The organism is Bacillus sp. MD-5 (assembly GCF_002201875.1).
Classification (GTDB): Bacteria; Bacillota; Bacilli; order Bacillales; family Bacillaceae; genus Bacillus; species Bacillus stercoris.
The window spans coordinates 1,880,227-1,904,207 of sequence record NZ_CP021911.1 but is presented as its reverse complement, the minus strand read 5'-3'; the positions used below and the strand labels follow the sequence as shown (position 1 = coordinate 1,904,207).

Genomic DNA, 23,981 nt, shown 5'->3' with positions numbered 1-23,981 from the left:
AGATATTAGCTTTTTTTATTGTTTAATAGGCTGCCGGCAGGATTATAAAAGACAGCCGTCTCCTGTCACACGAGGCACAAATCGTAAAAAAAAGTGTACCCTCTGTCCATTCACATTTTTCGGCGTGAAAATGTAAATGTATTCATAAAGATGCCGCAGCATATCAGCAGTGCGCCGAGGATAATGTTGATGGTGATCTGTTCGTGCAATTGCAGCCATCCAAAAAATAGGGCCAATACGGGAACAAACATTAATGCCATGGATGCTTTTGACGCTTCGATTTGATTGAGCACCCAAAACCATACGACAAAGGTAAAGCCGGTGGAAAGCAAGCCATTAAACAGCAATGACCATACCGCCTGATATGTCCACTCGGCTGAAGGGACCGGCTCAAATATAAAGGAAAACACCAATAACATGACGGCCCCCATCATAAGTTGCCAGGCATTCATATGAATAACATCGATATGCTTGAATTGTAGCTTACTGAACACATTCGCGATTCCCCAGCTAAGCGCTGCCGCAAGGACGCACAGCTCTCCAAATAAAGCGCTTTGATCGATAGCAAGCATTTCCTTTCCAAATATAAATAACAGTCCGAAGAGACCGCATATCAGTCCGATCGTTTTATACGCATTCATTTTCTCATTTAATGTAAAATGGCTGAGCACCGTAACAAATATGGGCATCGTATATACCAAAACAGAGGTTTTTCCTGAATCGACAAACTGCATTCCATACGTTAAGATCCCCATATAACCCAGCCCCATCAGCAGGCTCATGATGATATAGCTTTTGAGATGTTCTTTTTGAATTGAAAGCTTTTTTCTTTGAATGAAGAGAATGAGAAATAATGGAACAGCTCCGATGATCAGGCGCAAAGCCGAAAATAAAAGCGGGGGGATGTCATGAATTCCTACTTTCATTGCAACCCAAGTATAACCCCAAATAAATGTGACAGATAAGATTCCCAGCATGACTTTTACCATGATGAAGCCGCCTTTCTTGTTTAAATATCGTGCTGGTTTCTATCATATGTTACATTTTTATATAACTGAAATACATTTTTATTATCGGAGGTATAACCAAATGGTTATGAACATGAACCATCTTCACATATTTGTAAAAGTCGGAGAGAAATTGAATATTACAGAAGCGGCAAAAGAATTGTTCATCTCTCAGCCGGCGGTAAGCAAAGCGATAAAAAACCTGGAGAGCTCGCTGCAGCTCAAATTATTGATCAGGGATAAACATCATGGTTTAATGCTGACTGACGTTGGAAAAGAAATTTTGCTGCTGGCGAGGAAAATGAAGGGAATTGAAAGCAAAATATATCAATTAGCCAACCGGGAAAACAAGCTGTTAAACGGGAAGGTGAAAATTGGTTCATTTCCTGCAGTTTCAACAAATATCATGCCCCAGGCGATTGCGGCATTCAGATCAAACTACCCGTTGATCCGCATCGAATTGATCGAGGGAACCTCTGACCAAATAAAAGAATGGGTTGAGGATCGGACGGTTGATATTGGGATCGCAGCATCTCCATTTGAACCATTTGAAAATCAGCTATTGTGTAACGACTATATGGTGGCCGTCATCCCGCAGCAGCGTGATGAATTAAAACAGGAAAAGCATGTCAACCTTGAAACATATCAAGATGAACTCATTTTCTGTAAAGGCGGTCATGAAATCGCGATGTCAAACGCATTTTCGCAATACAACATCGAATTAAAGGAAAACTTGACTGTGCAAAATGCCGAAACCTTGATTAATATGGTCAAAAATAACTTGGGCATAGGCATTATTTCAAACTTTACACTTTCATCCGTCCGGCATCAATTGAGCAAAAAGAACATTTTTCCTAGGATCACACGCGATATCGGCGTCATCGCACATTCATTTGAAGAGATAACGCCGGCGGCGCATGAGTTTGTCAAGTCGTTGAAAGCAGTCGTAATCTGAATCAGTTCTCGTGGTGCGACGAAGTTTGAAGAAGATGGATACCCGCAGGCAGAGTGACAAAAAAGAAAAGCAACACATTTGAACGTTGCTTTTCTTTTTAGCTGGAGTCTTGTATGCCAGCAGACTGTTAACCTAAAAAAGATTCACCCCTCTCTGCTTTGTGGGACTCTGCTCCTTAACTTGTTTTAATGATGCTACTATAAGAAAGCTAACAATCACCAGCAAGAGCCATGAACTTACCTTTCCGAGGTGTACGAGACTCCATGTCTCGATTTGGTTTGGATATTTCCAAGCCCCAAAAAACGTAGCGATATTTTCCGCTATCCATATAAAAAATCCGATGAGTACAAAAGAAAGTGCGAGCGGCATACGGTAACGAGCTGCATTCACCTCGTATGTAACCCATGTTTGCCAAAAGACAATGAGGACAAGTCCAGATAACCACCATCGAATATCAATCGAAAAATGATGGATGAAAAAATTCAAATAAATCGCAGCGGCAAGCGGAACAACCGCAAAAAAAGGCGGCCACTTAACCAATTCAACCTTAAGCCTTCTCCATGCCTGGCACAAATAACTGGCTACACTTGCGTACATAAAGCCGCTATACAAAGGTACTCCAAATATTTTGGAGTATCCTTCTTCTGGATAAGACCAAGAGCCCATATGGACTTTAAAAAGTTCCAGAGCAAGCCCGATAAGGTGGAACAATGTAATCACTTTTAATTCATCCCGAGTTTCAAGACCAGAACGCACCATCCACAATTGCATGAGGACGCAGATCATGAGAAGCCAGTCGTACCGCGGCAAGAAGGGTAGTGGGATCATTTGTGTGATAGCCAAAGAGGCAAAAATAACGACAGGAAACAAACATGAAAGCGCTTGTTCCCAGCCGAAATGAACGATTTGTTTTAAAGCTCTCATGTTATATGCCCCCTCCAAAGGAGTATTCTTCGTGTATGTAAGGGACGCTTAGTATAGGAGCTGGATGGATATAAGGTTATGTCCATAGGCTCACCGCCAATCACTTTATTTTTCTGTTGATGCCACATATTTGCTTTTTACGACTCCTTTGTGTCTTCATCACTTCGGTATTCCAATATATCTCCGGGCTGACATTCTAAAGCCTTGCAAATCGCTTCTAAAGTTGATAATCGAATGGCCTTTGCTTTTCCGTTTTTCAATATCGAAAGATTAGCCATGGTGATGCCAACTCTCTCCGAAAGCTCTGTTACGCTCATTTTTCTTTTAGCAAGCATCACATCAATGTTAATAATAATTGCCATAGTCATCACCTCAGACCGTTAAGTCATTTTCTGATTTTATATCAATCACTTCTTTTAATAGTTTTTGCAGAACAGCAGCAAAGACCGCAATGACCATTGAAGCAAAAATAATAACCAATCCGATGACTATGATACCCGGGGCGTCGTCTATATCGGCTATCAGATAAAAGACAGGCATACCTGCTGCATAAAAGATACTGATAGTGACCGCACAGTATTTTATATTCTTCAAAGCCCTTACTGACAATCCCGAGAAAGCTTTATTCTTGTCAATATAGCTTAAAAGTTTGAACGCTTGATAAAGAGCAAAGTAAAAAGGAATCGCCGTTACATACAAATAGATGAAAACGAGATATTTTATATAAACGATATTTGGAAGTAATTCTGCTGAATAGTTGGCTATCTTAGGCACTAAAAAAATGCATAAAGCAAGAATTGGAATTCCAATAAAAATAACAGCTATCTTTAAAAAGAGTGTTGACATTCGATTCATAACGCACCTCATTTGTTTGTTGTCTATTTGAATGTAACAAAAAATTTATCGTTTCTCAATAAAAAAATATTGAAAAGAACTAATTTGTTGTTGTTATGGGAAACCCTTTTTCATTTTTTGAGCAAGACAAAAAAGCATCCCACATCACTGAGATGCTCTGCTATTTTAAACTTGGCGACTGAATGAACCGTGTACTTCAGTGGGCTCAAGGGATCGGTGTGAACAATTATAGTGATAGCTCTTTTATGAACATCTAAAGATTCAAACAAACGATGGGAAGAAATACATCAAAGGAGAAGCTGCTGTTCATACTAATGATCGGGAGGTAAAGCAGCTTATGATACAAATTTTGATCACTGGTCTTTTTTTATTGGCTCAGCCGAGTGGGCCGGATGACAGCTTAACGGTTACACAGCAAGGACGAACAATTGCCACTGTTCACCGTGAAGACTTTACAATGCCTCTTCCCGGCACTCCAATGGTCGACGATGAAAAATACAGTAAATTTATCAAACAGCTTGATCAGAAAGTGTACCGGGAGCCGATAAACGCTGTCCTTAACGATCATGGAAGCATCGTCCCGGGCAGGGTTGGCTACAAACTGTATCAACAGGCTTTTAAGGAAAAGTTTTATGCGTATTTTTATGGCCAAGGCCCCTCCAAGGTAGAAGTGCCGGAAATGAACATTTATCCGAAGGTTGACAGCGAGCTGCTTTCTCACATCAGTACGCAGCGGCTTGGTCAGTACGTGACTTATTTTAATTCAAGCAATAAAAGCCGCTCACACAATATTTATCTTTCTGCAAAAGCCATTGACAATCACGTTGTTTTCCCTAATGAGACGTTTTCGTTTAACCAAGTTGTAGGCATGAGAACTCGGAACAAAGGGTATAAAAGTGCCCCCATTATTGTAAAAGGGGAGTTGTCTGAAGGTGTAGGAGGCGGAATTTGCCAGGTGTCCTCAACACTTTTCAATGCAGTCGACCAGGCAGGGCTGCAGGTCGTTCAGCGCTATTCTCATACTAGAAGCGTGCCATACGTTCCACCCGGACGGGATGCTACGGTCAGTTGGGGAGGCCCTGATTTTCGTTTTCAAAACCAATATAACCAGCCAATCTTAATTCGGGCAAAAAGGTATGGGGGAAGTATGATTGTTACGCTATACTCTTCTGATGTGATCAACAACAAGTTGAGAAAAATCCCAAAAGCTCCATCTCGGATACCGAAAGAAATAAATGCTGAGCAGTAAATACACAACCGTAGTTAAGGCTATGGCTTAAGAGAGCTCAATTTTTTAAGGGATCGCCAGTGAAAAGAAAGGAGGGACAAATGAAATGAAAAGGGTATTCTTTTCCGTATGTACGGTAATAGTAGTTGGATTTGCTTTTTGCCAATCAAAAGCGCACGCTCTGACTTTTACGGTGTTGCCTATTACACAAAAAACAGACCAGTGGTCAGTAAAAGTAAGTGAAGCAAAAAATGCAAAAGAATTTGCGGAATCTCAAAAAGGAGAATATCAAGTATATTCCTTGGAAGTCAAAAATGTAGGAGAAAAAGCAGCTGCTGTAGATGTGCAATTGTATAGAAATGATCCTGATTCAATCACAAGGTTTTCGCTTTTTGGATGCCCTGATGAAAACTGTGACAAACCAGAAGATCATAAAATGTTAGCTAAAAGTTTAAACGATGGCTCACCGCTGAAGTTCAATCATTTTATGCTGGCAGATAAGGCCTCCGAATTAGAGGTTGTCATTATTTGGACGCAAAAGGGACAAGAAGGGAGAAATTTAAAACAGACCTTTAAATTCACTGAGGATGGCGTTAATTAGGCAAAAAACTTGTCAGTCATCGATATGAATAGTCATATTTCTTAGATAGATAAGATTAACCAGCATTGAGCATACCGCAGAGAAAGGGGAGAGGAATACGAATATGATGTGGGTTTGATGATGAAGCCAGTACATTGCCAGAGAAAAAAATGACAGTTGGAAAGCCAATCACAGATGAGTCAATTCCAAAGTGACTGCAATTTATCACTATAGTGAAGAACCAGAAAAGGCTCCAATTGAAGTGAATGTTTGTTGATTGTCATAAGGTCATTGAATACGAATAAAGAAAGCATGGAAATGTACAAGCGGTTGAATCACTCCTGCTCATTTTAGCTTGAAATGTGTGGATAAAGAGTGTTAACCCTTTGAAAAACAAAAAACACCCCACTTAATCATTAAAACCGTTCACTTCAAAATTTTCTATGTCAAGATTTAAGTTTTTTAATTGTTCCAGCAAAACGTCGAATTTTAAGCAACCACCATTTTTCAATTCTTCTGGAATATCTTCCGGATGAGCAATTTCCATCCCGCTCTCAATCCATTGTTTGCGATACAATTGAAATGCAGCCTCAATTAAATGATCAGGAGTTACAATAAAACCTAATCTCACATCATGATCCTCACTGTAGCCAAATTCAAAACCGCAACATGGACAAATGTCAAACGTTTTTTGATATTCTCCTTTATACAAAGGATTTTGAATTAATCCTTTGTATCCGCAAATTAAACAAGAATAACATTTTTCCACTAAGTTTAATCCTCCTTTAACTGTTATTTGCTTTTGCTGTCCCGTAACAAATATTACTTCAAATAAAAAACTTCTTGTACGTATTTATAGCATTTTAACCGATATTTGTATTATTTTTTTCCATTACGTTAAAGCAAGAGGAGTGCATCTAATCCTTGAAGATGAACACACTTGCAATTTGAAATGGGTGATAGAGGAATCAAGATAAAATCTCAATATAAGAAGGTTTTTTTTATTAATTGGCAAAATAGAAGATAAGAAAAAGTATTTGAGTTGGGACGGGTAAAATGAGTTGAATTCCAAGTAATTGTGTTAAAGGAGGGGAAAAGAGGAGATGCGCTACATTGAAATCACAAAGGACAATATTGAAGACAATCATATTTGCTGCGCATTAGGCGCGAAACAATATGAGCATGCAGTTCATGAAAAGAAGAGATGGCTCAAAGCTCGAATGGATGAAGGATTGGTGTTCTATCGCTTACATGAACGGGCAAAAGTCTTTATTGAATATCTACCTGCGAATGAGGCATGGGTGCCTATCGATGCGCCTAATTTTATGTATATTAATTGTTTGTGGGTATCTGGCACATATAAAAATAACGGTCATGCGAAACGATTGTTGGACAAATGTATAGCAGATGCGAAAGTCCGCGGCATGGATGGCATTGTCCATATCGCAGGCAAGAAAAAACGTCCCTATTTAAGTGATAAGCGTTTCTTTGAGCATATGGGGTTTACTCTACAAGATGAAGCTGACCCTTATTTTCAATTAATGGCTTTAACTTGGAATGGCCTTGCAGCTTCTCCTGCATTTAAGGGCCAGGTGAAAAGTGATTCCGTCAATGAAAAGGGGATTACCATATACTATACAGCTCAGTGCCCGTTTGCAGTGGGCATGATAAATGATTTGCGGGAATTGACTGAAAAGAAAGGAGTTCAATTTCAGTCAATTTATTTATCTTCAAAAGAAGAGGCACAAAAATCACCAGCTATTTGGACAACTTTTAGCGTTTTTTTTGATGGGAGATTTGTGACTCATGAGATTATGAGTGTAAATAAATTTGAAAAGTTACTTATTAAACTCTTGTTAGCTTGATTTTTAAAAATATAAGCCCATTCTAAAACTATGTAAGGCGTGATATACGTTTTAATTTTGTCTCTGAAAGAGCTTTAATTTAAATTCGAAGTTTTTTATTTTCTTTTCAGTAACATTTTGATCGTGTTTCCCTACTAAAGAATCAGGAAAGTGGGGAAAAACATGATAAAAAAGAACAACTTTAAGAAATGGCTATTGATCATTGCTGGATTCTTGATCATCTGCGCCATCGCATTATTTGTAATGGTGTCAGGAAACAAAGTGAAATATGAGGGCAGCGGGAAAAGCGGACTGTGGATGTCTAACCTTGAAAAATCAGACAAAACTTCAATTGGACCTAATTACTTTCTGAATTTGTATTGGCAGGGGAGTAAGGAAGACGAGAAGCGGACCGTCATAGAAAAAATCACCTTATATATAGATGGTAAAAGGTATGATGACAGGGAAAATTATGACTTATCAGAATACACAGGTGAAGAAATGCCAGGTGGGGGACGTATGGAGGACCATATCGCCACCTTTGATTATATGCCTGAAGATGAAGTGATAGGACATGATGTATTAGTGAAGGTAGAGTGGAAGACAGGCCAGAAAAAACAGACAGAAGAAATCAAATTACATAAGAAGCCATGGTATAAAAAATAGCTTATTTGATGTATTTGTGATCACATTTGTGGTCACTTTTTTATTTGCGGATTCCTAGACACAGCAATCTAAGACTCTGCATAGGCTGAAATAAAATCTTGTTCATTTCTAAAACGAGGTGCATGCTGTTGGAACAACAACCAATCAATCATGAAGACAGAAACGTGCCGCAGCCTATTCGAAGTGATGGAGCTGGAGCTATTGATGCAGGCCCGCGAAATATGATGCGGGATATTCAAAATCCGAATATACTTGTTCCGCCTGTTACAGATGAAGGTATGATTCCTAACTTGAGATTTTCATTCTCAGACGCTCCCATGAAATTAGATCATGGCGGCTGGTCAAGAGAAATCACCGTCAGACAACTTCCAATTTCGACTGCGATTGCAGGGGTAAACATGAGCTTAACTGCGGGAGGTGTCCGCGAGCTTCATTGGCATAAGCAAGCGGAGTGGGCTTATATGCTTTTGGGACGGGCACGTATCACCGCTGTTGACCAAGACGGACGAAATTTCATTGCTGATGTTGGCCCCGGCGACCTTTGGTACTTCCCGGCAGGAATTCCGCATTCCATACAGGGATTAGAACACTGCGAATTTCTGCTCGTTTTCGATGATGGAAACTTTTCTGAGTTTTCAACGTTAACTATTTCTGATTGGCTTGCACACACCCCAAAAGATGTTCTCTCTGCGAATTTTGGTGTGCCGGAGAATGCTTTCAACTCTCTTCCTTCAGAGCAAGTCTATATCTACCAAGGGATTGTGCCGGGATCAGTCGAAAGTGAAGACATTCAGTCACCATATGGAAAAGTACCCATGACCTTTAAACACGAGTTGCTAAATCAACCCCCAATTCAAATGCCAGGGGGGAGCGTACGAATTGTGGATTCTTCTAACTTCCCGATTTCAAAAACGATAGCCGCTGCACTTGTTCAGATTGAGCCTGGCGCGATGAGAGAGCTTCATTGGCACCCTAATAGCGATGAGTGGCAGTATTATCTAACAGGGCAGGGACGCATGACAGTATTTATCGGGAATGGGACTGCCCGCACATTTGACTATAGAGCAGGTGACGTTGGATACGTGCCTTCTAATGCTGGACACTATATACAAAACACTGGTACAGAAACCTTATGGTTTTTAGAAATGTTCAAAAGTGACCGTTATGCAGATGTGTCACTCAATCAATGGATGGCATTGACCCCTAAAGAATTAGTGCAAAGCAACTTAAATGCTGGATCAGTCATGCTTGATTCTCTGCGTAAGAAGAAAGTGCCTGTTGTAAAATATCCAGGCACGTAAAGACTGAACCGATCACACAGTGGTCTTAAAGTGACTAGAGCTGGGTGTTGGCCTGCGTTTTTATTTAATCCCTATGTATGCGTTATGTAGGGGTTTTCTGCTTGAATCGTATTGTAATGAGCTTTAAACTGTTTAGGTATTACACTGGATAGACAAAAGAAAGAAGACCTTAATGTAAGATAAAAAATTAAATTCTTAGGAGGAAAAGATATGGATTTACCTATATGGGCGTATATCATATTTGCAATCACAGGTGCGGCAGGTTTTATCAGTTTAATGTGGTTCAGTTTTTTTGCTGACAAAATTGAAAAGTGACCAATTTTATAAGCAATGTAAATTCTTTTTACATCATTGGATTAACATTAAGTTTACATAATGATATTATTTAAAACCGAAAAAGAATAACTAATTGATCTGTGTACTAAATATTCATTGCAACAAAAATAGATTGGCCCTAAGGAACAAAGCCATTTTGCAAGTTCTTACTATAGAATTGCAATCACTACAGACGATTCTGTACATCAAGAAGTCTAGATGAATTATTTTTAGGTGAGTTTACTAATGATGAAACCCGGTATGCTTCCATGTCATCAGCTTCATAAGGCAAAAGCAAGCTTTGCAGATATTCAGGGTTTGTATTGTGAGGATTTAGCCATTCCTTTTCAAAATCACGGGACAATATAACCGGCATCCGGTCGTGTATATCTTTCATGAGCTCATTAGGCTCAGTTGTTATGACGGTGCAGGTATAAAGAGGGTCTCCTTGATGTGTGTTCCACTTTTCATATAAGCCAGCAAACGCAAAAAGAGCAGATGATTTCAATTTGATCCGCAATGGGATTTTGGTCTTGGAATCAAACCGTTTCCATTCATAAAAACTGTCGGCAGGGATGATGCAGCGTTTGCTGACAAGCGGTCTTTTAAAAGCCGGTTTCTCGGTTATTGTTTCGGCTCGAGCATTGATCATTTTGCCTAAGCGATTATTTGATCCATCATTGATGATCGCAAGAATGTTTTGTGATGGTGCGATATTATAGCTCGGCTGGTATTCATCTTTAGGAAAAAATTGATCGATGTCAAACTGGTCAATAATATCATCAAATGCAGAGAATAAAGTAAACCTGCCGCACATGTCCATCATCCTTTTTAGGGGTTTTTGATTAGTGTGTGGGACGAACGTTCATTACATACAGGACCAGACAATGATTTCTTTTTACTTGCGATAAACTGGTATAATAAGAAAGACAGTTAAGAAGTTATTGTGAAAAAGAAATAATGCTTTTTGGTTTGACCAAGGATCGTTTAAAAATCGCGTTTAAGAACAAAAAGAGGCACAGCGTTTTTTACGCAGGCCTCTTTTATATCAGTAGCCAAATACCAGAGTTGTACTTTGTGATCCGGCATATTTCGTGACAAATTCTTTTGTATACTCCGGTGTTTGAACGCGATAACTGTAATTTGTCCCCGGATTCCATGAAGTCAAAGGGGAGGTTTGCTTGTTGAGTGAAGGGTAGCTGCCTATATCCTTGAAATAACCGGTGCCCTTGTCGTCAAGGATTCCGCCTTTTTCACTGCCTTTCCCAAAGTAATTATATTCGGAATATATTTTTGCTTTTGTGGCAATCGTAATCGCCTGGTTAAAATTGTTGCTGTAATTGTTTTTAACATGAAAGTATCCGTATCTCATCAGACCCGGGCCTCTAACATACAAGTTCTCAAAATAATTATTTGCGATTGTCATGTGCGGGTAGCCGTCATATTGATGCTGAGAATCATCTGGGTATCCTAAAATCAAACCGTATTTATGATTCGCAAATTTTGAGTTACTGATCGTGATATAATCTGCTGATTTACCGATATACAGGAGTTTGTCCAAATCACTCCCGCTTGCACTATAGCTGTGGCCTGAGAATGTGACGTGATCTATCCAATAGTTCATGCCGGAGTCTAAATAAAGCTGGATATCATTATTTCCGTTAATCTGCGGACTGTGTTCAAACGTTAAATTTTGAAAAATGACATTTCCAGAAGCTGAAGAAGTTGTTAAATAAATATTTTTCAGCGTTTTTTTCGCGTAAGAGCCCACGAGTGTTTTATTTGAGCCAACGGTAAATGTTGTTTTCGCAGATGCGGAAAGATCATTTTGGAGCACTAAAATTTTTGGTGTGGATCCTCCTAGATGGGTTTTTAACTCATTTACGCTTTGAATGTAAACAATCTGCCCGTTTTTCCCACCCGTTGTGCCCGCTTTGGAAATGCCTCTTTCATTTTTAGCATTTCCGGCAAATCCTAAAAGGCCATTTGTCGAGGTATTCGGAAAATCAACTGCGCCTAACGCTTTATCAGGCAAGAGAACCAATAACAAACCAAACACGGCGAACCATAAACAAAATCGTTTCATTACAATATACTTCCTTTCAATTTTAATCATTTCCTTGCGGAGATTATTATTACAGTTAATGGAAAGGGATGATAGGTTCTATCTTCCCAATTAACGCTTGGTTACTTAAAAAATACAGATTGCGTCAAAAGACATACTAACAATTGAAATAGAAGAAAGGATTGATACAACGTTGACTGCAGCCGCTTATCGAAACACCTTGCTATCACTTTTATGTTTAACAGCTGGAATCGTGGATGTAATTGGGTATTTAAGCTTGGGACATGTGTTCACAGCTAATATGACTGGAAACATTGTATTATTGGGATTAGCTATCGGTAAATCCCTTCAGGTCACTGTTTTCAATTCCTTAACTGCGCTCATTGGATTTATATGCGGCGTGATCATTGCAACACTGATTGTCGGAAAGGCGGAAAATACCCTTTGGCCTGCTGCTGTAACAAAAGCCCTTGCACTTGAAGCATTCATTTTATTTGTCTTTGCTTGTCTTTCTTTTTACCGGGCTTTTGTTCCTGTGCACATTCTGATTATACTCATGAGCATTTCCATGGGGATTCAAACGATAGCAGCCAAAAAACTGGGGATCGCAGGTATTTCTTCAACTGTATTGACCGGAACACTCGCTTCTCTATTAGAGGATATATCCGGCCGTTTGTTTTTTGAGAAGCAAAAGAAGACTTTCTTAAGAGATACTGTGTTAAGAGCACTGGCTATTATTTTATATTGTGTGGGAGCTATTATTGTTGCTCTGGCTGAGCCTGATTTTAATCACTTCATTATTTGGGTTCCGATTGTGCTGATCTTTGGCATTATGATGACAGCTAAGTTGAAACTAAGCGGGGAAAAATAGCTTTTCCTGCATAGCTGTTATCAGGCCAACAGCCTGTCTCATTTTTTGATTGGTTATGTGAATTTTGTGAGGTGAAAATAAGAAATTCGGCTGATGTGCACATTCGTTCATTCGAATTGCTTTTTTCATAAGTACGCTTCATTAGATATATGAATGATAGTGAATTCGCCTTAAAATCAACTATGAATCTATTTCCTCTTTCAAACCAGTTGGATTGAGTCTTATAATGATAATGATTCTCATTTGAAGTCTGGTTTGAGGAGGACCAAGTATGAAAAAGATCATGAGTGCATTTGTTGGTATGGTTTTATTGACGATCCTCTGTTTTTCCCCGCAAGCTTCGGCAGCATATGACGACCTGCATGAAGGATATGCAACGTATACAGGGTCAGGTTATTCAGGAGGAGCTTTCCTGTTGGATCCCATTCCTTCCGATATGGAGATTACTGCAATAAATCCGGCGGATCTCAATTACGGAGGAGTAAAAGCAGCTCTTGCCGGCTCTTATTTGGAAGTTGAAGGGCCAAAAGGGAAAACAATCGTTTATGTTACTGATCTATATCCCGAAGGTGCTCGGGGAGCTCTCGATCTGTCACCTAATGCCTTCCGTAAAATCGGGAATATGAAAGATGGAAAAATCAATATTAAATGGCGTGTTGTCAAAGCTCCAATCACCGGAAATTTCACGTACCGGGTCAAAGAAGGCAGCAGCAGGTGGTGGGCGGCAATTCAAGTCAGAAACCACAGATATCCTGTTATGAAAATGGAATATGAAAAAAATGGCAAGTGGATCAACATGGAAAAAATGGACTATAACCATTTTGTCAGTACGAATTTAGGGACAGGCTCTCTCAAAGTCAGAATAACTGACATTCGCGGGAAAGTCGTGAAAGACACCATTCCAAAGCTGCCTGAAAGCGGAACGTCCAATGCATATACAGTGCCAGGGCATGTACAGTTTCCTAAATAAAAAATACGAAACAGCGGATCTTTTCCCGCTGTTTTTTTCATTGTTCTACATCTGCTTGTAAAAATGCTTTTATGATGTTCAACTGCTCCTGCTTTGGATAGCTGGTATATAGCCTGCTTGAAATCCGAATAGGATCTCCGAAAAAGTATCTTTCGTAATGGGTTTGTCTTGTTCCGAATGAACTCATTGTTAAATCCCATGCCAATCGGAAAATTTTCACCCGTTCTTCAGCATTTGTATTGGTTGCTTGAAGATATTGGTCAAGATCTTCCCGTATCTCTGAATCAAACGCATTTTCAGTAGGCAGTGTCACCATCCCGCTAGCTCCAATTAATTGTATGATTTCAGTAAATCGAGGATATAGCTTAGGAATAATCGTACTGATGACTTGAAGAGGAATTAAACTAGGGCGCATATAGCCGAATTCATCTAATTGAGCGTCATTTTCCGACTTGTCAATGAGCGCTTTGATTGTCTCCAATCCCACAATGATTTCAGAGAGCTTTTCTTGTATGTGCTGATATTCGGAAACATTAATGGTGTCAACCAGAAGCTGTGCAACGCCTAATAGAAATTCAATTTTTATCATTTGCCTAATGACAACCTGGTGAAAGGTAAAAGCATGAAATGAGCTTTTTGTCATAAATTCTTTAGCTGCTTCCACATTATCGTAAAAAAACACACGATTCCATGGCACTAACACATGATCAAAAACTACAATTGAATCCATCTCTTCATACCTTGAGCTTAAGGGGTGATTAAAGGCAGAGTCGCTTAACACAAATGATTCTCTTGTGATGAATTTGACGCCTTTTGTATTAGAAGGGAGTGAAAAAGCATAAGCTTCATCTGTTTCAAAGAAAAATTTAGGCGCTGAAAAAACCAATATTTCATCAGTCAACCCGCCTTGTGTTGCAAGCAGACGCGCGCCATGAATGATTAAACCTTTTTCGGTTCTATCAATGACTTTAGCAGATATCGGTTTTTCACTTAGCCCGAAATAGGACTGTGACCGGTTCACTTGCGGGGTAATGAATGTATGGGTAAAAGAAAGATCATGCTTAGCAGCTTGTTTATACATATCTAGTATATGTTCAGGAAAGCAATTCTCTTTATCTTTTAGAAGCTCTGCTGACGAAGCAAAGCTCATCATAACCGTATTCATGTAATCCGGACTTCTCCCCATCATTCCGTGAGTGTGTCTAGCCCAATGTTCAATCATGTTTCTTCTTTTTTTCAAATCATTCTTGGTTTTAGGCTGGAGATAGGAAAGGCCGATTCGATCATGATCTCCAGGAAGGCAATAAGTCATTTCGTTTATTAACTCATCCTTTGTTTGCAGTTCATAAAGCGAGCTTTTTGTTTTGAGTATTCCTTTAAATGCCGGATGATCAGAAATGTTACCCTTTATTTTTTTGCCATCATACCATATTTCGTTTTCTAGTTTGTTCAATCGGTCAATGAATTCTTTGCCATTGATGATCCCCATTTTAGTGTATCGCTCCTTAAATGTATGCTGCGTATTGTCATTATATTTTCGAGAAAACAGCCTGTTCAGCCAATTTGAGATGGGAAAAGCCTTTTTTAGAAAAACGAATAAGAGTGACTTACATACCGTAAAGGTTTTTCTGTAAGTTCAGAGACGTCAAAACATTTGCTTATTTATGTGAAAACATCACTATAAAACTTGATAACAGGTGTCGATATTATGGGCATAAGCGTAAACGAATTGGATTCATACGCTTGAATATATTTTATTTCAGCCATTACTTCGTGGAGAAAGGGAAAACGACACATGAAAGTCAAAACAAAATTGCTGGGGATTATATTAATACTAGTTGTTTCAATCATTGGAATTGGGGGCTCCTCAGTTTTTATGATTTCTTCTATTGTGAAAAAGAATGAAGAACTTAAAGACAAAATGGAATTCCAAAAAGAGATGAAACACATTCAGTATGAATTGACCGGGTTATCAAATGATGAAAGAGGCTTCTTGATTACTGGAGACAAAGAATATGACGAAGGCATGAAGGAAAAATCAGACGATGTCTTAAAGAGCCTTGATCGGGTTTATGACTTGATTGATGAAGAGAAGTATCAATCCAATATTGAAGACATTAAGACAAGTTTTACTCAGTATAGAGCTTTGAATCAGCAAGTATTAACAGCCTACTCTTCAGATCCGAAAAAAGCAGAAACCATCCATTTTGGGGAAGAAAGAACACTAAGAAAAGAAGTCGTAGATCCGGCTGTCAATAAGCTGTCTGATCGCCTGGATCAAGAGGTAGAAGATCTAAAGGATGAAATACGGTGCAATGGGAAAATGAGTCAATGGCTCATCATCACTGTCACAGGAATATCAGTAATATTAGGCATTGTTCTAAGCATAATGCTGTTAAGGTCCATTATGGTGCCACTAAGAAGCATAAATAAGCAGCTAGAAGAAATTGCTCACGGCGAGGCTGATTTAACCAAAAAAGTCATAGTGAAAAATAAAGATGAATTTGGCCAGCTTGCCCAATCTTTTAATGCTTTTACTCATTCATTATCGCAAATTGTGAAGCAAATCAGCAGTTCATCTGAACAAGTCGCTGCTTCCTCCGAAGAATTATCGGCAAGCGCTGAAGAATCAAAATCAACATCTGAACATATTTCCCAATCCATGCAGATGGCTGCAGACAGCAATGTGAAGCAAAGCTCAATGACAGAAAAGAGCGCAGAATCCATCACTGAATTATTAGACAGTATATCATCTGTTGCTTCAAATACAGGGAACATAGCGGATCTTTCTTCTTCGATGAGAGACAAGGCTGAAATAGGATCTAAATCAGTTAACAAGATGTTAGATCAGATGAAGTTTATTGATAAATCCGTAGATTCAGCCGGGAATGGATTACAGGCATTGGTAGCGAGCACAGCAGAAATCAGTGATATTTCCTCGCTTATCACGACAATTTCCGAGCAGACCAATTTGTTGGCCCTAAACGCAGCGATCGAGGCGGCCAGAGCAGGAGAGCAAGGAAAAGGATTTGCTGTGGTGGCTGAAGAAGTTCGGAAATTAGCGGATGAAACAAATAAATCAGCAAACCACATTCAATCGGTGGTAGCGACCATCCAAAACGAATCGATAGAAACGGTAAATAATATTAAGGTTGTTCAAGAAAATGTGACCTCAGGTATTGTTCTTTCTCAAGAAACAACAGGAAATTTCAATGAAATCCTGAACCTGGTGGAACAGGTCACTTCTCAAATACAAGAAGTCGCAGCAGCAACTCAACAGCTTACTTCAGGCGTTGAAGTGATACAGCACACAGTTCATACATTGGCCGCTGGAACAAAAGAAACGTCAGCAAATACAGAAGCGGTTGCAAAATCATCAGAGGAACAGCTACATTCAATGGAGGAAATCTCCTATGCTGCAGAATCTTTATCTCAGTTGGCGGAAGAGCTTCAATCCGTCATTAACCGTTTTAAATATTAATCAGATTACTAAAGTGCAAAACCCCATCTCATGAGGTGGGGTTTTACTGCCTTTATTGAGATTGTTTCTAAAAACGGAACCGGCTTTTTTCTCAAGCTCGTTCCGTTTGAATGACTAGTCCAAGTTTTGATCGATCGTCCCTTCAAAATAGTCATCGCTGACTTGTTCATGAGTTTCAGCCAATCCTTTTTCTAATTGTGTGGTCCCTTTATAATCTGAGGGCTCAAAGGATTTCCCGGCTACATCCGTTGTGTCATTTATGTTTTCTTTGTTATGAGTTTGTGTTTCAGTGTTTTCTGTCTCAGCATTGCTGCTTACAGATTGCTGAAAATTATATTCCTTGTCTATTGAAGAAAATCTTTTATAATCATCAGGTCTGTCGGCTCCGTTTTTTTGAGTCACTTTACTTCCTCCAGATTATTGAAATTTTAATGAGGGCAAGAACTTATTTCGTTCTTTTAGGATCAGAAGAACCATGTTTTTTAGGATCATCTGCTTTAAAAGCTGTCTCAGTCTCATGGTCATTTTTTATTTGTTCAATACTTGAATTTTGAATTCCTTTTTGGCTCATAGGTTTCACTCCTTTACGAAAAGTGTTGAAATATCAACTCTTCTTATTTTGTCTGTTGATCAGGTATTCATTCGTTTTTTTCATTCGCGATTTGGACAATCAGGAGAGGCATCTCCATGCCAATCGTATTATTTAATAAAAAGCCGGCATTTTTGAAACTTTTTATCATCGCATTGCGTATGGCAGTGGGGGAAGACATCTCGATAAAAGAAATGCAAAGGTTGTGAATGTATACTAACAGCACTGTGAATAAATCAAACAAGGGGGGTGAAAAAATGAAAAAAATCGCAGCATATTATCTAATGACATTAGGGCTATCCAGCCTTACTTTTGGTTTGTTTTTCGGGCTATATTCTTTCGTTATGTATGGCGATATGATAATTGCATTGTTTACAGCAGCAATTGCTTTATTATACGGTTTTATGATGTATGGCCTTTTTGCTGTTCCGCTGCAAATGATGTTGCAGAAAAAAGCGAGAACATTCAATGTCATGTATTTATTGATTTACAGTGTGATTGCTTTTATCGTAGCTTTCTTGTTATTTTTTATTGGTGAACCTGCGTCAATAGCATGGACATTGCAATCGTATATTTATTATCTGTTAAGTATTACAGCTGCAGTGATTTACTGGTTCTGGGATTCCCTGATCCTTTATAAACGTACAGCTTCGGGCGTATAAAGCAAAGAAACTAAAGTTGAATATGAAAAAAGACGGAGATTCAATGAAAATTCAGGATATTGCACTTACATTGCTGCGTGAACCTAAAAGTTTTAGGATAAAGGCGCAGTATGGAAGGGCATAATGAGAGCACATATTCAAATCCGAATAGGTTTTCTAAGTTTTTACGATACATACGTTCATCAAGATGATAACGTCATCAATCAAAGGGAATATAAAAACTAGTGTTTGAGGAAAGAAATTGAAGGGGTTAATCGTTTTATCACCACTTATGGCAAAGTTTTGGTGGGGGTCAATCCATATAGCTAAACTAAACTGAGGAAAGCATTGCGCTCTCCTCAGTTTTGCTTTATTCACCCTGCAGTTTTTCAACTAATGTGAATGTCCATTCTTTTAACATCTGTTTCTGTACATATCTTTTTCCGTTTATTTCGATGTAAGGGATGTCTTTCATATCTCCGGCTAACTGTTTAGCCTCAGCTGTAGTAATTCCTAAAAAATGTCCGATGTAAAAGTGAATATCTCGTTCTTTTATAAGATAGGTATCACTTTTTTCATATGCTTTTGGATGGTTCATTTGCTTTAAGCCTTCACCGATAAAATAGCCAGCCAAAGCAATACCGATTCCTAAAAAAACGTCCATATGCATGCCTCCATTATGTCAATGTTATGATATACGGGCATGGCATGCTCCGGGTTTCATTAAATTTGAAAGAAAACAGCCAAAACGAATACTGGCTGTTTTTTCAAACCTTTTCAATCTGTACACGGCCTGAAAAAAAGGTGGCGCCGCCCCCCATATCGGACAGCCGGTCTGGGGTTAGCGCGTTTACAAGCTGTTTTTTTCCTTGCTCATCTGCCCATAATCCTTGGCTGACAACGACACCTGGCAGCACTTGTTCTCCGACTGATGCGGTCAGCTCACATTCTCCCCGGCTGTTCCAAACTCGTACAGGAGCCCCATCAACGATTCCATGTTCTTCAGCATCTTTTGTGTTGATAAAGAGCTTTGGCGTCTTTTCGAGCTTGATGTGTTTTTCATTGTTTGAAAACGTTGAGTTTAAGAAATTATGGTTTGGCGCCGGAACATACATAAAAGGATGTTCATTATCGGTTACAAGAGGCGTAAATGTCGGTAAAGCCGGGAAGCCAGCTTGTTTCATTTGTTCTGAATATAATTCTATTTTTCCGCTTGGCGTTGGAAGTTTGCCAGGAAACAGCGGTTTATCGCGTTTCGCTTTCATAAATGAATGCTTAGTAAGTGAATCGTAATTAATCTCTGCCAAATGCGGATTATCTGGATGGTCAAGCGCTTGGCGGATTAATTCTTCATCTGAATCCTTGAGCTCCTGGTCTGTGAATCCCATTGCTTCAGCCAGTAATCGGAACACCTCAGTATTAGACTTGCTTTCTCCATAGTTCTCAATCACCGGTTGCTGAAGCTGAATGTAATGGTGCCAGTAGGAGGTATAAAAATCAGTGTTCTCAAAAGCGGATGTTGCAGGCAGTACAATGTCCGCATATGCAGCCGTTTCCGTTAAAAACAAATCATGAACCACAGTAAACAAGTCTTCCCGCAGCAAGCCCTGTCTGACTTTGTTTGCTTCCGGCGCGACGACGGCAGGGTTTGTTCCGTAAATAAAAAGAGAGCGGATAGGCGGATCTGTTTCCAAAAGCACCTTGCCAAGCTGATTCATATTAAACGACCTCGGTGTGCGTCCTTTCAATAAGTCGGGCCGCTGCAAGGCATTTGTGTTATATTCTAAAATTCCGCTGTTATGCTTAATGGCGCCGCCCCCTTTATGCAGCCATTGGCCGGTGATCGCCGGAAGACAGGCAATCGTCCTTACAATCATCCCGCCGTTATCGTGATGCTGGATTCCATTTCCGATTCTGATAAAAGAAGGGGAGACTTTCCCGTACATTCTTGCCAGCTGATAAATACCTTCAGTGCTGATCCCGGTGATCATTGATACCTTTTCCGGATTATACTGTTTCACGTGTTCACGGAGCTTGTCGTAGCCGACCGTGTATTCAGACAGGAATGCTTCATCGTGAAGGTTTTCTTTAAATAGAATGTGCATAATGCCAAGAGCAAGTGCGCTGTCAGTTCCCGGCTTTATTGGAATAAACCAATCTGCAAGACGCCCTGTCTGATTTTTATGTACATCGATCACGACAATTTTGGCACCTTTTTTTCGCGCTTTTTGGGCGATTGTAATTTGGTGCATGTTTGTGCTGACAGCGTTAATTCCCCAAAAAATAAATAGTTTTGTATGAATGGTTTCCTCAGGATCGATTCCCGCGCTTATGCCCATTGTATATTTATAGCCTTCAGATCCCGCTTTGCTGCAAATCGTCCGTTCAAGCTGGCTTGATCCCATGCGGTAAAAAAAGCGGCGGTCCATTCCTTCAGCTGTCAATTTCCCCATATTTCCGTAAAAGCTGTAAGGAAGTATGCTTTCAGCTCCCATTTCATCAATCAGCTGCTTCCAGCGGGAGGTGATCGTATCAATCGCCTCTTCCCAGGAAATCGGTTCAAATATCGCTTGGCCTTTCGCGCCTGTCCGTTTAAACGGTGTAGTCAGCCGCTTTTCATCATAGATGCGCTCCGTCATGTTTCGGACTTTGTTGCATATGTTTCCAGCTGTGACAGGATGATCGGGATCTCCCTGCACTTTCACAATTTTCCCGTCTTTTTTATGTACTAATAATCCGCACTGATCCGGGCAGTCCAGCGAGCAAACGGATTTAAAAATGCCGTTTTGTTGTGTGGCAAAAGATTTCATGGCCCAGTTCCTCTCTAGTTAGATATTTTGTAAGAATTATAACATTTCGGATGATAACGTCAATTCTGAAAAAAGAGATTGACATCAATCTGAGACTTCTTTATGATAAACGTATTCTTTATTCTGAAAATTACATACTCAACATTTTCTATCCAGAGAGGTGGAGGGACTGGCCCTATGAAACCTCGGCAACATTATTGTGCCAATTCCAGCAAGCGTCAGCTTGAAAGATAGGAAAGCAAGGTTTATACCGGCGTCTGCCTGTAACAGAGCGCGCCCATATATGAATCTCTTTCCATCTTCGGAAAGAGATTTTTTTATGAAAAAATACGATGAAAAGGATGTTTTGCACCATGACGGTTTTGGTTACAGCGCCGTACAACGAAGAAGGGCGAAAAGAGCTAAAAAACTTGTTTGGCTCAGTTATTTATCAATCTTGGAAAGAACAAGGCCGGGCATATCGGGAGGATGAACTCATTCAGCTGCTAAAGGCAACAAATGCGACAGGTTTGATTACTGAGCTTGATCAGGTAACAGACAGCGTATTTGCTTCTGTTCCCGAACTTTCATTTGTCGGTGTTTGCAGGGGAATGCCCTCCAATGTGGATGTGGCAGCTGCCTCAAAAAGGGGTATACCTGTTTTTTATACACCAGGGCGGAATGCACAAGCCGTTGCCGAATTGTTTATTGGAAATGTGATTTCCTTTCTCCGTCATACCAGAGCCTCGAATCAGTGGCTGAAGGATGGGAAGTGGAAAAGTGATTACCTGCAGGCTTATATCAAATTTAAAGGAAATGAGCTAACAGGAAAAACGGTTGGCATGATTGGGTTCGGCGCGGTTGGCCAAAGGATTGCAAAACTGCTGACTGCGTTTGACTGTAAAATAAAGTATTACGATCCATACATTCAAGACGATTATCCGCTGTATGAAAAAGTAGCTCTTAAAACGGTATTTTCAGACAGTGATATCGTTTCTGTCCATCTGCCTCGCACTGAGGAAACACTTGGACTAATAGATCGGCAATATTTTGATCTGATGAAAGAGAGTGCGATATTCGTCAATACTTCAAGAGCAGTTGTTGTAAACCGTGAAGATCTTTTATCTGTATTAAAAGAACATAAAATCAGAGGTGCGGTACTAGACGTTTTTTATCATGAACCTCCAGAGGAATCAGATTATGAATTGATCTCATTGCCTAATGTTCTGGCAACACCGCATCTCGCTGGGGCAACCTTTGAAGTAGAGGATCATCACGTGTCGATCATGAATGATGCCCTCAAAAAGTGGAAGGTTGAAAAAATTCCCAATAATCCGACATTGTATAACAAAGACAAACTGAGAACAGAGGTAAAGAAAAGAGGTTAACAGAATGAAAAAACAAAAAGGCTATCTCGTTTTCGATATCGGCACAGGCAATGCGAGGGTAGCGGTCGTGAGTGTCTCAGGCATTGTTCAAACGGTTGAACGGGAGGACATCGAGTATTCCACTGAGACGTTTTACCCGGACAGCCGTTATTTTTCTCCTCAGATACTGTGGAAGCAAGTAATGAGGTTGGCAAAACGTGCGCTATCCCGTTCGCGTGATATTGACATCATTGGGTTGACATCGACGAGTCAAAGACAGGGGATTGTTCTGATCGATCAAAACGGTGACTCTTTTCTCGGGCTGCCGAACATAGATAACCGTGGCCGAGAGTGGGAGGAGAGCATTCCAGATCGGGAAGAGATATACAGCCGTACAGGCCGTCTGCCAACTGCGCTTTTTTCTGCGCTCAAGCTTTATGGTTTGAAGCAGCGCCAGCCTTCTTTATGGGAAAAGACTGCAAGCTTTACAAGCATCAGTGATTGGGTGACATACCAACTGAGCGGAATCCTAACATATGAACCATCGCAGGCAACAGAAACGCTGCTGTTTGATGTGAAGCATAACACTTGGTCAGAAGAGATGTGCGACATATTCGGCTTTTCTCCATCTCTCCTTCCGCCTCTTGTAAGAGCGGGAACAGCAATTGGAACAATAGCAAATGAATATGCAGCCGAATTATGTCTTTCAATAAATGCTAAGGTGATAACCGGGGGCGGGGATACACAGCTAGCTGTGAAAAGCACCGGAGCTGGACTTGAGGACATTGTCATCGTATCAGGGACAACAACGCCAATAACCAAAATTACTGCGGATCATGGCGACACAAAACATAAAGCCTGGCTGAACTGCCATACAGATCAAGGGCATTGGCTAGTAGAAACGAATCCGGGAATTACCGGTCTGAATTATCAAAAATTAAAACAGATTTTCTATCCGAATGAATCGTACGACGTAATGGAGGAGGAAATTTTTGCACTTGCAAAAGAAGACAATGCGTGTGTAGCGGCTCTCGGCTCTTATTTATCAGCTGAAAAGAATGCATTGACGAGAGGCGGTTTTCTTTTTGACACTCCGCTTTCAGCAGATTTAAAGAGGGCACATTTTGTACGTGCGGCGCTAGAAGAGATCGCATTTTCAATCAAATGGAATTTTGACATTTTAACAGAGGTTACTCCGTTTACACGTGACTATGTTTGGGTGTGTGGAGGGGGATTCCAAAGCAAAGCGCTCACGCAATATATCGCTGACCTTCTTCAGAAAAAAATCTATGTCAAAGAGGGATATCATCAGGCATCTGTCGTTGGTGCTGCAGTCATTTGCAATGAAACCTTTCAATTAACGGAGGAGATGTCAGCAAATGTCCGGGTGATCGAACCGAAGAGCTGTCAGACAGAATTGGCTTTATATGAGGAATGGAAGCAAACTCAGCGCTTTTTTTCAGGGTCAGAAGGCAAAGTGTTGATATAAGGCGGCATATCCGGATGTTTTGAGGAATTGTCTAATTTTTAGCT

General features: G+C 40.0%; 23 protein-coding genes, 1 pseudogene and 1 riboswitch. Of the genes and pseudogenes, 12 read left to right on the top strand and 12 right to left on the bottom strand.

Features of this window, described 5'->3' with window-relative positions; translation table 11 throughout:
• Positions 1 to 110: 110 nt before the first annotated feature.
• Entirely contained in the window at positions 111 to 989 is an 879-nt protein-coding gene (locus CDO84_RS09150) for a DMT family transporter (RefSeq protein ID WP_040082956.1), read from the bottom strand.
• A gap of 100 nt (positions 990 to 1,089) precedes the next feature.
• Between CDO84_RS09150 and CDO84_RS09145 the strand changes: the two genes are divergently transcribed.
• Positions 1,090 to 1,962 (top strand): LysR family transcriptional regulator, encoded by an 873-nt coding sequence (locus CDO84_RS09145; RefSeq protein WP_040082958.1) that lies wholly within the window; start codon positions 1,090 to 1,092, stop codon positions 1,960 to 1,962.
• A 132-nt stretch (positions 1,963 to 2,094) separates the two neighbouring features.
• Here CDO84_RS09145 and CDO84_RS09140 read toward each other — a convergent pair whose 3' ends face one another.
• The 3 genes and pseudogenes from CDO84_RS09140 to CDO84_RS09130 all read right to left on the bottom strand — a co-directional run bounded on the left by CDO84_RS09140 (position 2,095) and on the right by CDO84_RS09130 (position 3,741).
• On the bottom strand, positions 2,095 to 2,886 hold the full coding sequence (locus tag CDO84_RS09140; protein ID WP_040082959.1) for a DUF817 domain-containing protein: 792 nt from the start codon (positions 2,884 to 2,886) through the stop codon (positions 2,095 to 2,097).
• Positions 2,887 to 2,991: 105 nt separating this feature from the next.
• Positions 2,992 to 3,248: pseudogene (locus CDO84_RS09135) on the bottom strand (helix-turn-helix domain-containing protein).
• Between the two features lie 10 nt (positions 3,249 to 3,258).
• Positions 3,259 to 3,741, bottom strand: a complete 483-nt coding sequence (locus CDO84_RS09130; protein WP_040082960.1) for a DUF2975 domain-containing protein — start codon at positions 3,739 to 3,741, stop codon at positions 3,259 to 3,261.
• A 337-nt stretch (positions 3,742 to 4,078) separates the two neighbouring features.
• On the opposite strand from CDO84_RS09130, the gene CDO84_RS09125 reads away from it, so the two are divergent.
• Positions 4,079 to 4,990 carry a VanW family protein gene (locus CDO84_RS09125; protein WP_040082961.1) on the top strand — a complete coding sequence of 304 codons (912 nt, stop codon included), beginning with the start codon at positions 4,079 to 4,081 and terminating at the stop codon, positions 4,988 to 4,990.
• A gap of 85 nt (positions 4,991 to 5,075) precedes the next feature.
• Positions 5,076 to 5,570: a hypothetical protein gene (locus CDO84_RS09120; protein ID WP_040082963.1), complete on the top strand. Its 495-nt coding sequence runs from the start codon at positions 5,076 to 5,078 to the stop codon at positions 5,568 to 5,570.
• Between the two features lie 388 nt (positions 5,571 to 5,958).
• Here the strand turns inward: CDO84_RS09120 and CDO84_RS09115 are convergent, their stop codons facing one another.
• On the bottom strand, positions 5,959 to 6,318 hold the full coding sequence (locus CDO84_RS09115; RefSeq protein ID WP_040082964.1) for a hypothetical protein: 360 nt from the start codon (positions 6,316 to 6,318) through the stop codon (positions 5,959 to 5,961).
• Between the two features lie 334 nt (positions 6,319 to 6,652).
• Here CDO84_RS09115 and CDO84_RS09110 point away from each other — a divergent pair, with 334 nt between their 5' ends.
• The 3 genes from CDO84_RS09110 (at position 6,653) to oxdD (ending at position 9,360) form a co-directional block, all read left to right on the top strand.
• Complete coding sequence (locus CDO84_RS09110; RefSeq protein WP_040082965.1) at positions 6,653 to 7,414, top strand: N-acetyltransferase; 762 nt, start codon at positions 6,653 to 6,655, stop codon at positions 7,412 to 7,414.
• Between the two features lie 162 nt (positions 7,415 to 7,576).
• A complete protein-coding gene (locus tag CDO84_RS09105; protein ID WP_040082967.1) occupies positions 7,577 to 8,059 on the top strand; it encodes a DUF4944 domain-containing protein in 483 nt (160 codons plus the stop codon).
• A gap of 122 nt (positions 8,060 to 8,181) precedes the next feature.
• Positions 8,182 to 9,360 (top strand): oxalate decarboxylase, encoded by a 1,179-nt coding sequence (oxdD, locus tag CDO84_RS09100; protein ID WP_040082968.1) that lies wholly within the window; start codon positions 8,182 to 8,184, stop codon positions 9,358 to 9,360.
• 502 nt (positions 9,361 to 9,862) lie between these two features.
• On the opposite strand, the gene CDO84_RS09095 is transcribed toward oxdD, so the two are convergent.
• Both CDO84_RS09095 and CDO84_RS09090 read right to left on the bottom strand, forming a co-directional pair.
• Complete coding sequence (locus tag CDO84_RS09095) at positions 9,863 to 10,492, bottom strand: SOS response-associated peptidase (protein WP_040082970.1); 630 nt, start codon at positions 10,490 to 10,492, stop codon at positions 9,863 to 9,865.
• A gap of 231 nt (positions 10,493 to 10,723) precedes the next feature.
• Positions 10,724 to 11,761 carry a polysaccharide lyase family 1 protein gene (locus tag CDO84_RS09090; protein ID WP_040082972.1) on the bottom strand — a complete coding sequence of 346 codons (1,038 nt, stop codon included), beginning with the start codon at positions 11,759 to 11,761 and terminating at the stop codon, positions 10,724 to 10,726.
• Positions 11,762 to 11,933: 172 nt separating this feature from the next.
• Here CDO84_RS09090 and CDO84_RS09085 point away from each other — a divergent pair, with 172 nt between their 5' ends.
• Together CDO84_RS09085 and exlX are read left to right on the top strand one after the other, a co-directional pair.
• Entirely contained in the window at positions 11,934 to 12,611 is a 678-nt protein-coding gene (locus CDO84_RS09085; protein ID WP_040082973.1) for a YoaK family protein, read from the top strand.
• Positions 12,612 to 12,882: 271 nt separating this feature from the next.
• On the top strand, positions 12,883 to 13,581 hold the full coding sequence (gene exlX / locus CDO84_RS09080; RefSeq protein WP_040082974.1) for an expansin ExlX: 699 nt from the start codon (positions 12,883 to 12,885) through the stop codon (positions 13,579 to 13,581).
• 37 nt (positions 13,582 to 13,618) lie between these two features.
• Here exlX and hpaB read toward each other — a convergent pair whose 3' ends face one another.
• The gene (hpaB, locus tag CDO84_RS09075) at positions 13,619 to 15,070 is read right to left on the bottom strand and encodes a 4-hydroxyphenylacetate 3-monooxygenase, oxygenase component (RefSeq protein WP_040082976.1); all 1,452 of its coding nucleotides are present in this window, start codon (positions 15,068 to 15,070) and stop codon (positions 13,619 to 13,621) included.
• Positions 15,071 to 15,376: 306 nt separating this feature from the next.
• Between hpaB and CDO84_RS09070 the strand changes: the two genes are divergently transcribed.
• On the top strand, positions 15,377 to 17,062 hold the full coding sequence (locus CDO84_RS09070; RefSeq protein WP_040082978.1) for a methyl-accepting chemotaxis protein: 1,686 nt from the start codon (positions 15,377 to 15,379) through the stop codon (positions 17,060 to 17,062).
• 114 nt (positions 17,063 to 17,176) lie between these two features.
• On the opposite strand, the gene CDO84_RS09065 is transcribed toward CDO84_RS09070, so the two are convergent.
• Both CDO84_RS09065 and CDO84_RS09060 read right to left on the bottom strand, forming a co-directional pair.
• Entirely contained in the window at positions 17,177 to 17,464 is a 288-nt protein-coding gene (locus tag CDO84_RS09065; RefSeq protein ID WP_040082979.1) for a YozQ family protein, read from the bottom strand.
• 43 nt (positions 17,465 to 17,507) lie between these two features.
• Positions 17,508 to 17,633 carry a hypothetical protein gene (locus CDO84_RS09060; protein WP_014664191.1) on the bottom strand — a complete coding sequence of 42 codons (126 nt, stop codon included), beginning with the start codon at positions 17,631 to 17,633 and terminating at the stop codon, positions 17,508 to 17,510.
• Positions 17,634 to 17,908: 275 nt separating this feature from the next.
• Here CDO84_RS09060 and CDO84_RS09055 point away from each other — a divergent pair, with 275 nt between their 5' ends.
• Positions 17,909 to 18,313, top strand: coding sequence for a UPF0715 family protein (locus CDO84_RS09055; RefSeq protein ID WP_040082980.1), 405 nt, complete (start codon positions 17,909 to 17,911; stop codon positions 18,311 to 18,313).
• Between the two features lie 349 nt (positions 18,314 to 18,662).
• Here CDO84_RS09055 and CDO84_RS09050 read toward each other — a convergent pair whose 3' ends face one another.
• Both CDO84_RS09050 and CDO84_RS09045 read right to left on the bottom strand, forming a co-directional pair.
• Positions 18,663 to 18,956, bottom strand: coding sequence for a hypothetical protein (locus CDO84_RS09050; protein ID WP_040082981.1), 294 nt, complete (start codon positions 18,954 to 18,956; stop codon positions 18,663 to 18,665).
• 103 nt (positions 18,957 to 19,059) lie between these two features.
• Positions 19,060 to 21,102 carry a molybdopterin oxidoreductase family protein gene (locus CDO84_RS09045; protein ID WP_040082983.1) on the bottom strand — a complete coding sequence of 681 codons (2,043 nt, stop codon included), beginning with the start codon at positions 21,100 to 21,102 and terminating at the stop codon, positions 19,060 to 19,062.
• A gap of 145 nt (positions 21,103 to 21,247) precedes the next feature.
• Positions 21,248 to 21,339: riboswitch (SAM riboswitch) on the top strand.
• Positions 21,340 to 21,434: 95 nt separating this feature from the next.
• Here CDO84_RS09045 and CDO84_RS09040 point away from each other — a divergent pair.
• Positions 21,435 to 22,469, top strand: a complete 1,035-nt coding sequence (locus CDO84_RS09040) for a 2-hydroxyacid dehydrogenase (protein ID WP_082032995.1) — start codon at positions 21,435 to 21,437, stop codon at positions 22,467 to 22,469.
• 4 nt (positions 22,470 to 22,473) lie between these two features.
• Positions 22,474 to 23,937 (top strand): FGGY-family carbohydrate kinase, encoded by a 1,464-nt coding sequence (locus tag CDO84_RS09035; protein ID WP_040082985.1) that lies wholly within the window; start codon positions 22,474 to 22,476, stop codon positions 23,935 to 23,937.
• Positions 23,938 to 23,981 lie beyond the last annotated feature (44 nt).

What these genes read in the sequence shown, in the direction of transcription:
- CDO84_RS09150 (WP_040082956.1), bottom strand. Translation starts at nt 989, where the DNA reads ATGGTAAAAGTCATGCTGGGAATCTTATCTGTCACATTTATTTGGGGT.
- CDO84_RS09145 (WP_040082958.1), top strand. Translation starts at nt 1,090, where the DNA reads ATGGTTATGAACATGAACCATCTTCACATATTTGTAAAAGTCGGAGAG.
- CDO84_RS09140 (WP_040082959.1), bottom strand. Translation starts at nt 2,886, where the DNA reads ATGAGAGCTTTAAAACAAATCGTTCATTTCGGCTGGGAACAAGCGCTT.
- CDO84_RS09130 (WP_040082960.1), bottom strand. Translation starts at nt 3,741, where the DNA reads ATGAATCGAATGTCAACACTCTTTTTAAAGATAGCTGTTATTTTTATT.
- CDO84_RS09125 (WP_040082961.1), top strand. Translation starts at nt 4,079, where the DNA reads ATGATACAAATTTTGATCACTGGTCTTTTTTTATTGGCTCAGCCGAGT.
- CDO84_RS09120 (WP_040082963.1), top strand. Translation starts at nt 5,076, where the DNA reads ATGAAAAGGGTATTCTTTTCCGTATGTACGGTAATAGTAGTTGGATTT.
- CDO84_RS09110 (WP_040082965.1), top strand. Translation starts at nt 6,653, where the DNA reads ATGCGCTACATTGAAATCACAAAGGACAATATTGAAGACAATCATATT.
- CDO84_RS09105 (WP_040082967.1), top strand. Translation starts at nt 7,577, where the DNA reads ATGATAAAAAAGAACAACTTTAAGAAATGGCTATTGATCATTGCTGGA.
- oxdD (WP_040082968.1), top strand. Translation starts at nt 8,182, where the DNA reads ATGCTGTTGGAACAACAACCAATCAATCATGAAGACAGAAACGTGCCG.
- CDO84_RS09095 (WP_040082970.1), bottom strand. Translation starts at nt 10,492, where the DNA reads ATGTGCGGCAGGTTTACTTTATTCTCTGCATTTGATGATATTATTGAC.
- CDO84_RS09090 (WP_040082972.1), bottom strand. Translation starts at nt 11,761, where the DNA reads ATGAAACGATTTTGTTTATGGTTCGCCGTGTTTGGTTTGTTATTGGTT.
- exlX (WP_040082974.1), top strand. Translation starts at nt 12,883, where the DNA reads ATGAAAAAGATCATGAGTGCATTTGTTGGTATGGTTTTATTGACGATC.
- hpaB (WP_040082976.1), bottom strand. Translation starts at nt 15,070, where the DNA reads ATGGGGATCATCAATGGCAAAGAATTCATTGACCGATTGAACAAACTA.
- CDO84_RS09070 (WP_040082978.1), top strand. Translation starts at nt 15,377, where the DNA reads ATGAAAGTCAAAACAAAATTGCTGGGGATTATATTAATACTAGTTGTT.
- CDO84_RS09060 (WP_014664191.1), bottom strand. Translation starts at nt 17,633, where the DNA reads ATGAGCCAAAAAGGAATTCAAAATTCAAGTATTGAACAAATAAAAAAT.
- CDO84_RS09055 (WP_040082980.1), top strand. Translation starts at nt 17,909, where the DNA reads ATGAAAAAAATCGCAGCATATTATCTAATGACATTAGGGCTATCCAGC.
- CDO84_RS09050 (WP_040082981.1), bottom strand. Translation starts at nt 18,956, where the DNA reads ATGGACGTTTTTTTAGGAATCGGTATTGCTTTGGCTGGCTATTTTATC.
- CDO84_RS09045 (WP_040082983.1), bottom strand. Translation starts at nt 21,102, where the DNA reads ATGAAATCTTTTGCCACACAACAAAACGGCATTTTTAAATCCGTTTGC.
- CDO84_RS09040 (WP_082032995.1), top strand. Translation starts at nt 21,435, where the DNA reads ATGAAAAGGATGTTTTGCACCATGACGGTTTTGGTTACAGCGCCGTAC.
- CDO84_RS09035 (WP_040082985.1), top strand. Translation starts at nt 22,474, where the DNA reads ATGAAAAAACAAAAAGGCTATCTCGTTTTCGATATCGGCACAGGCAAT.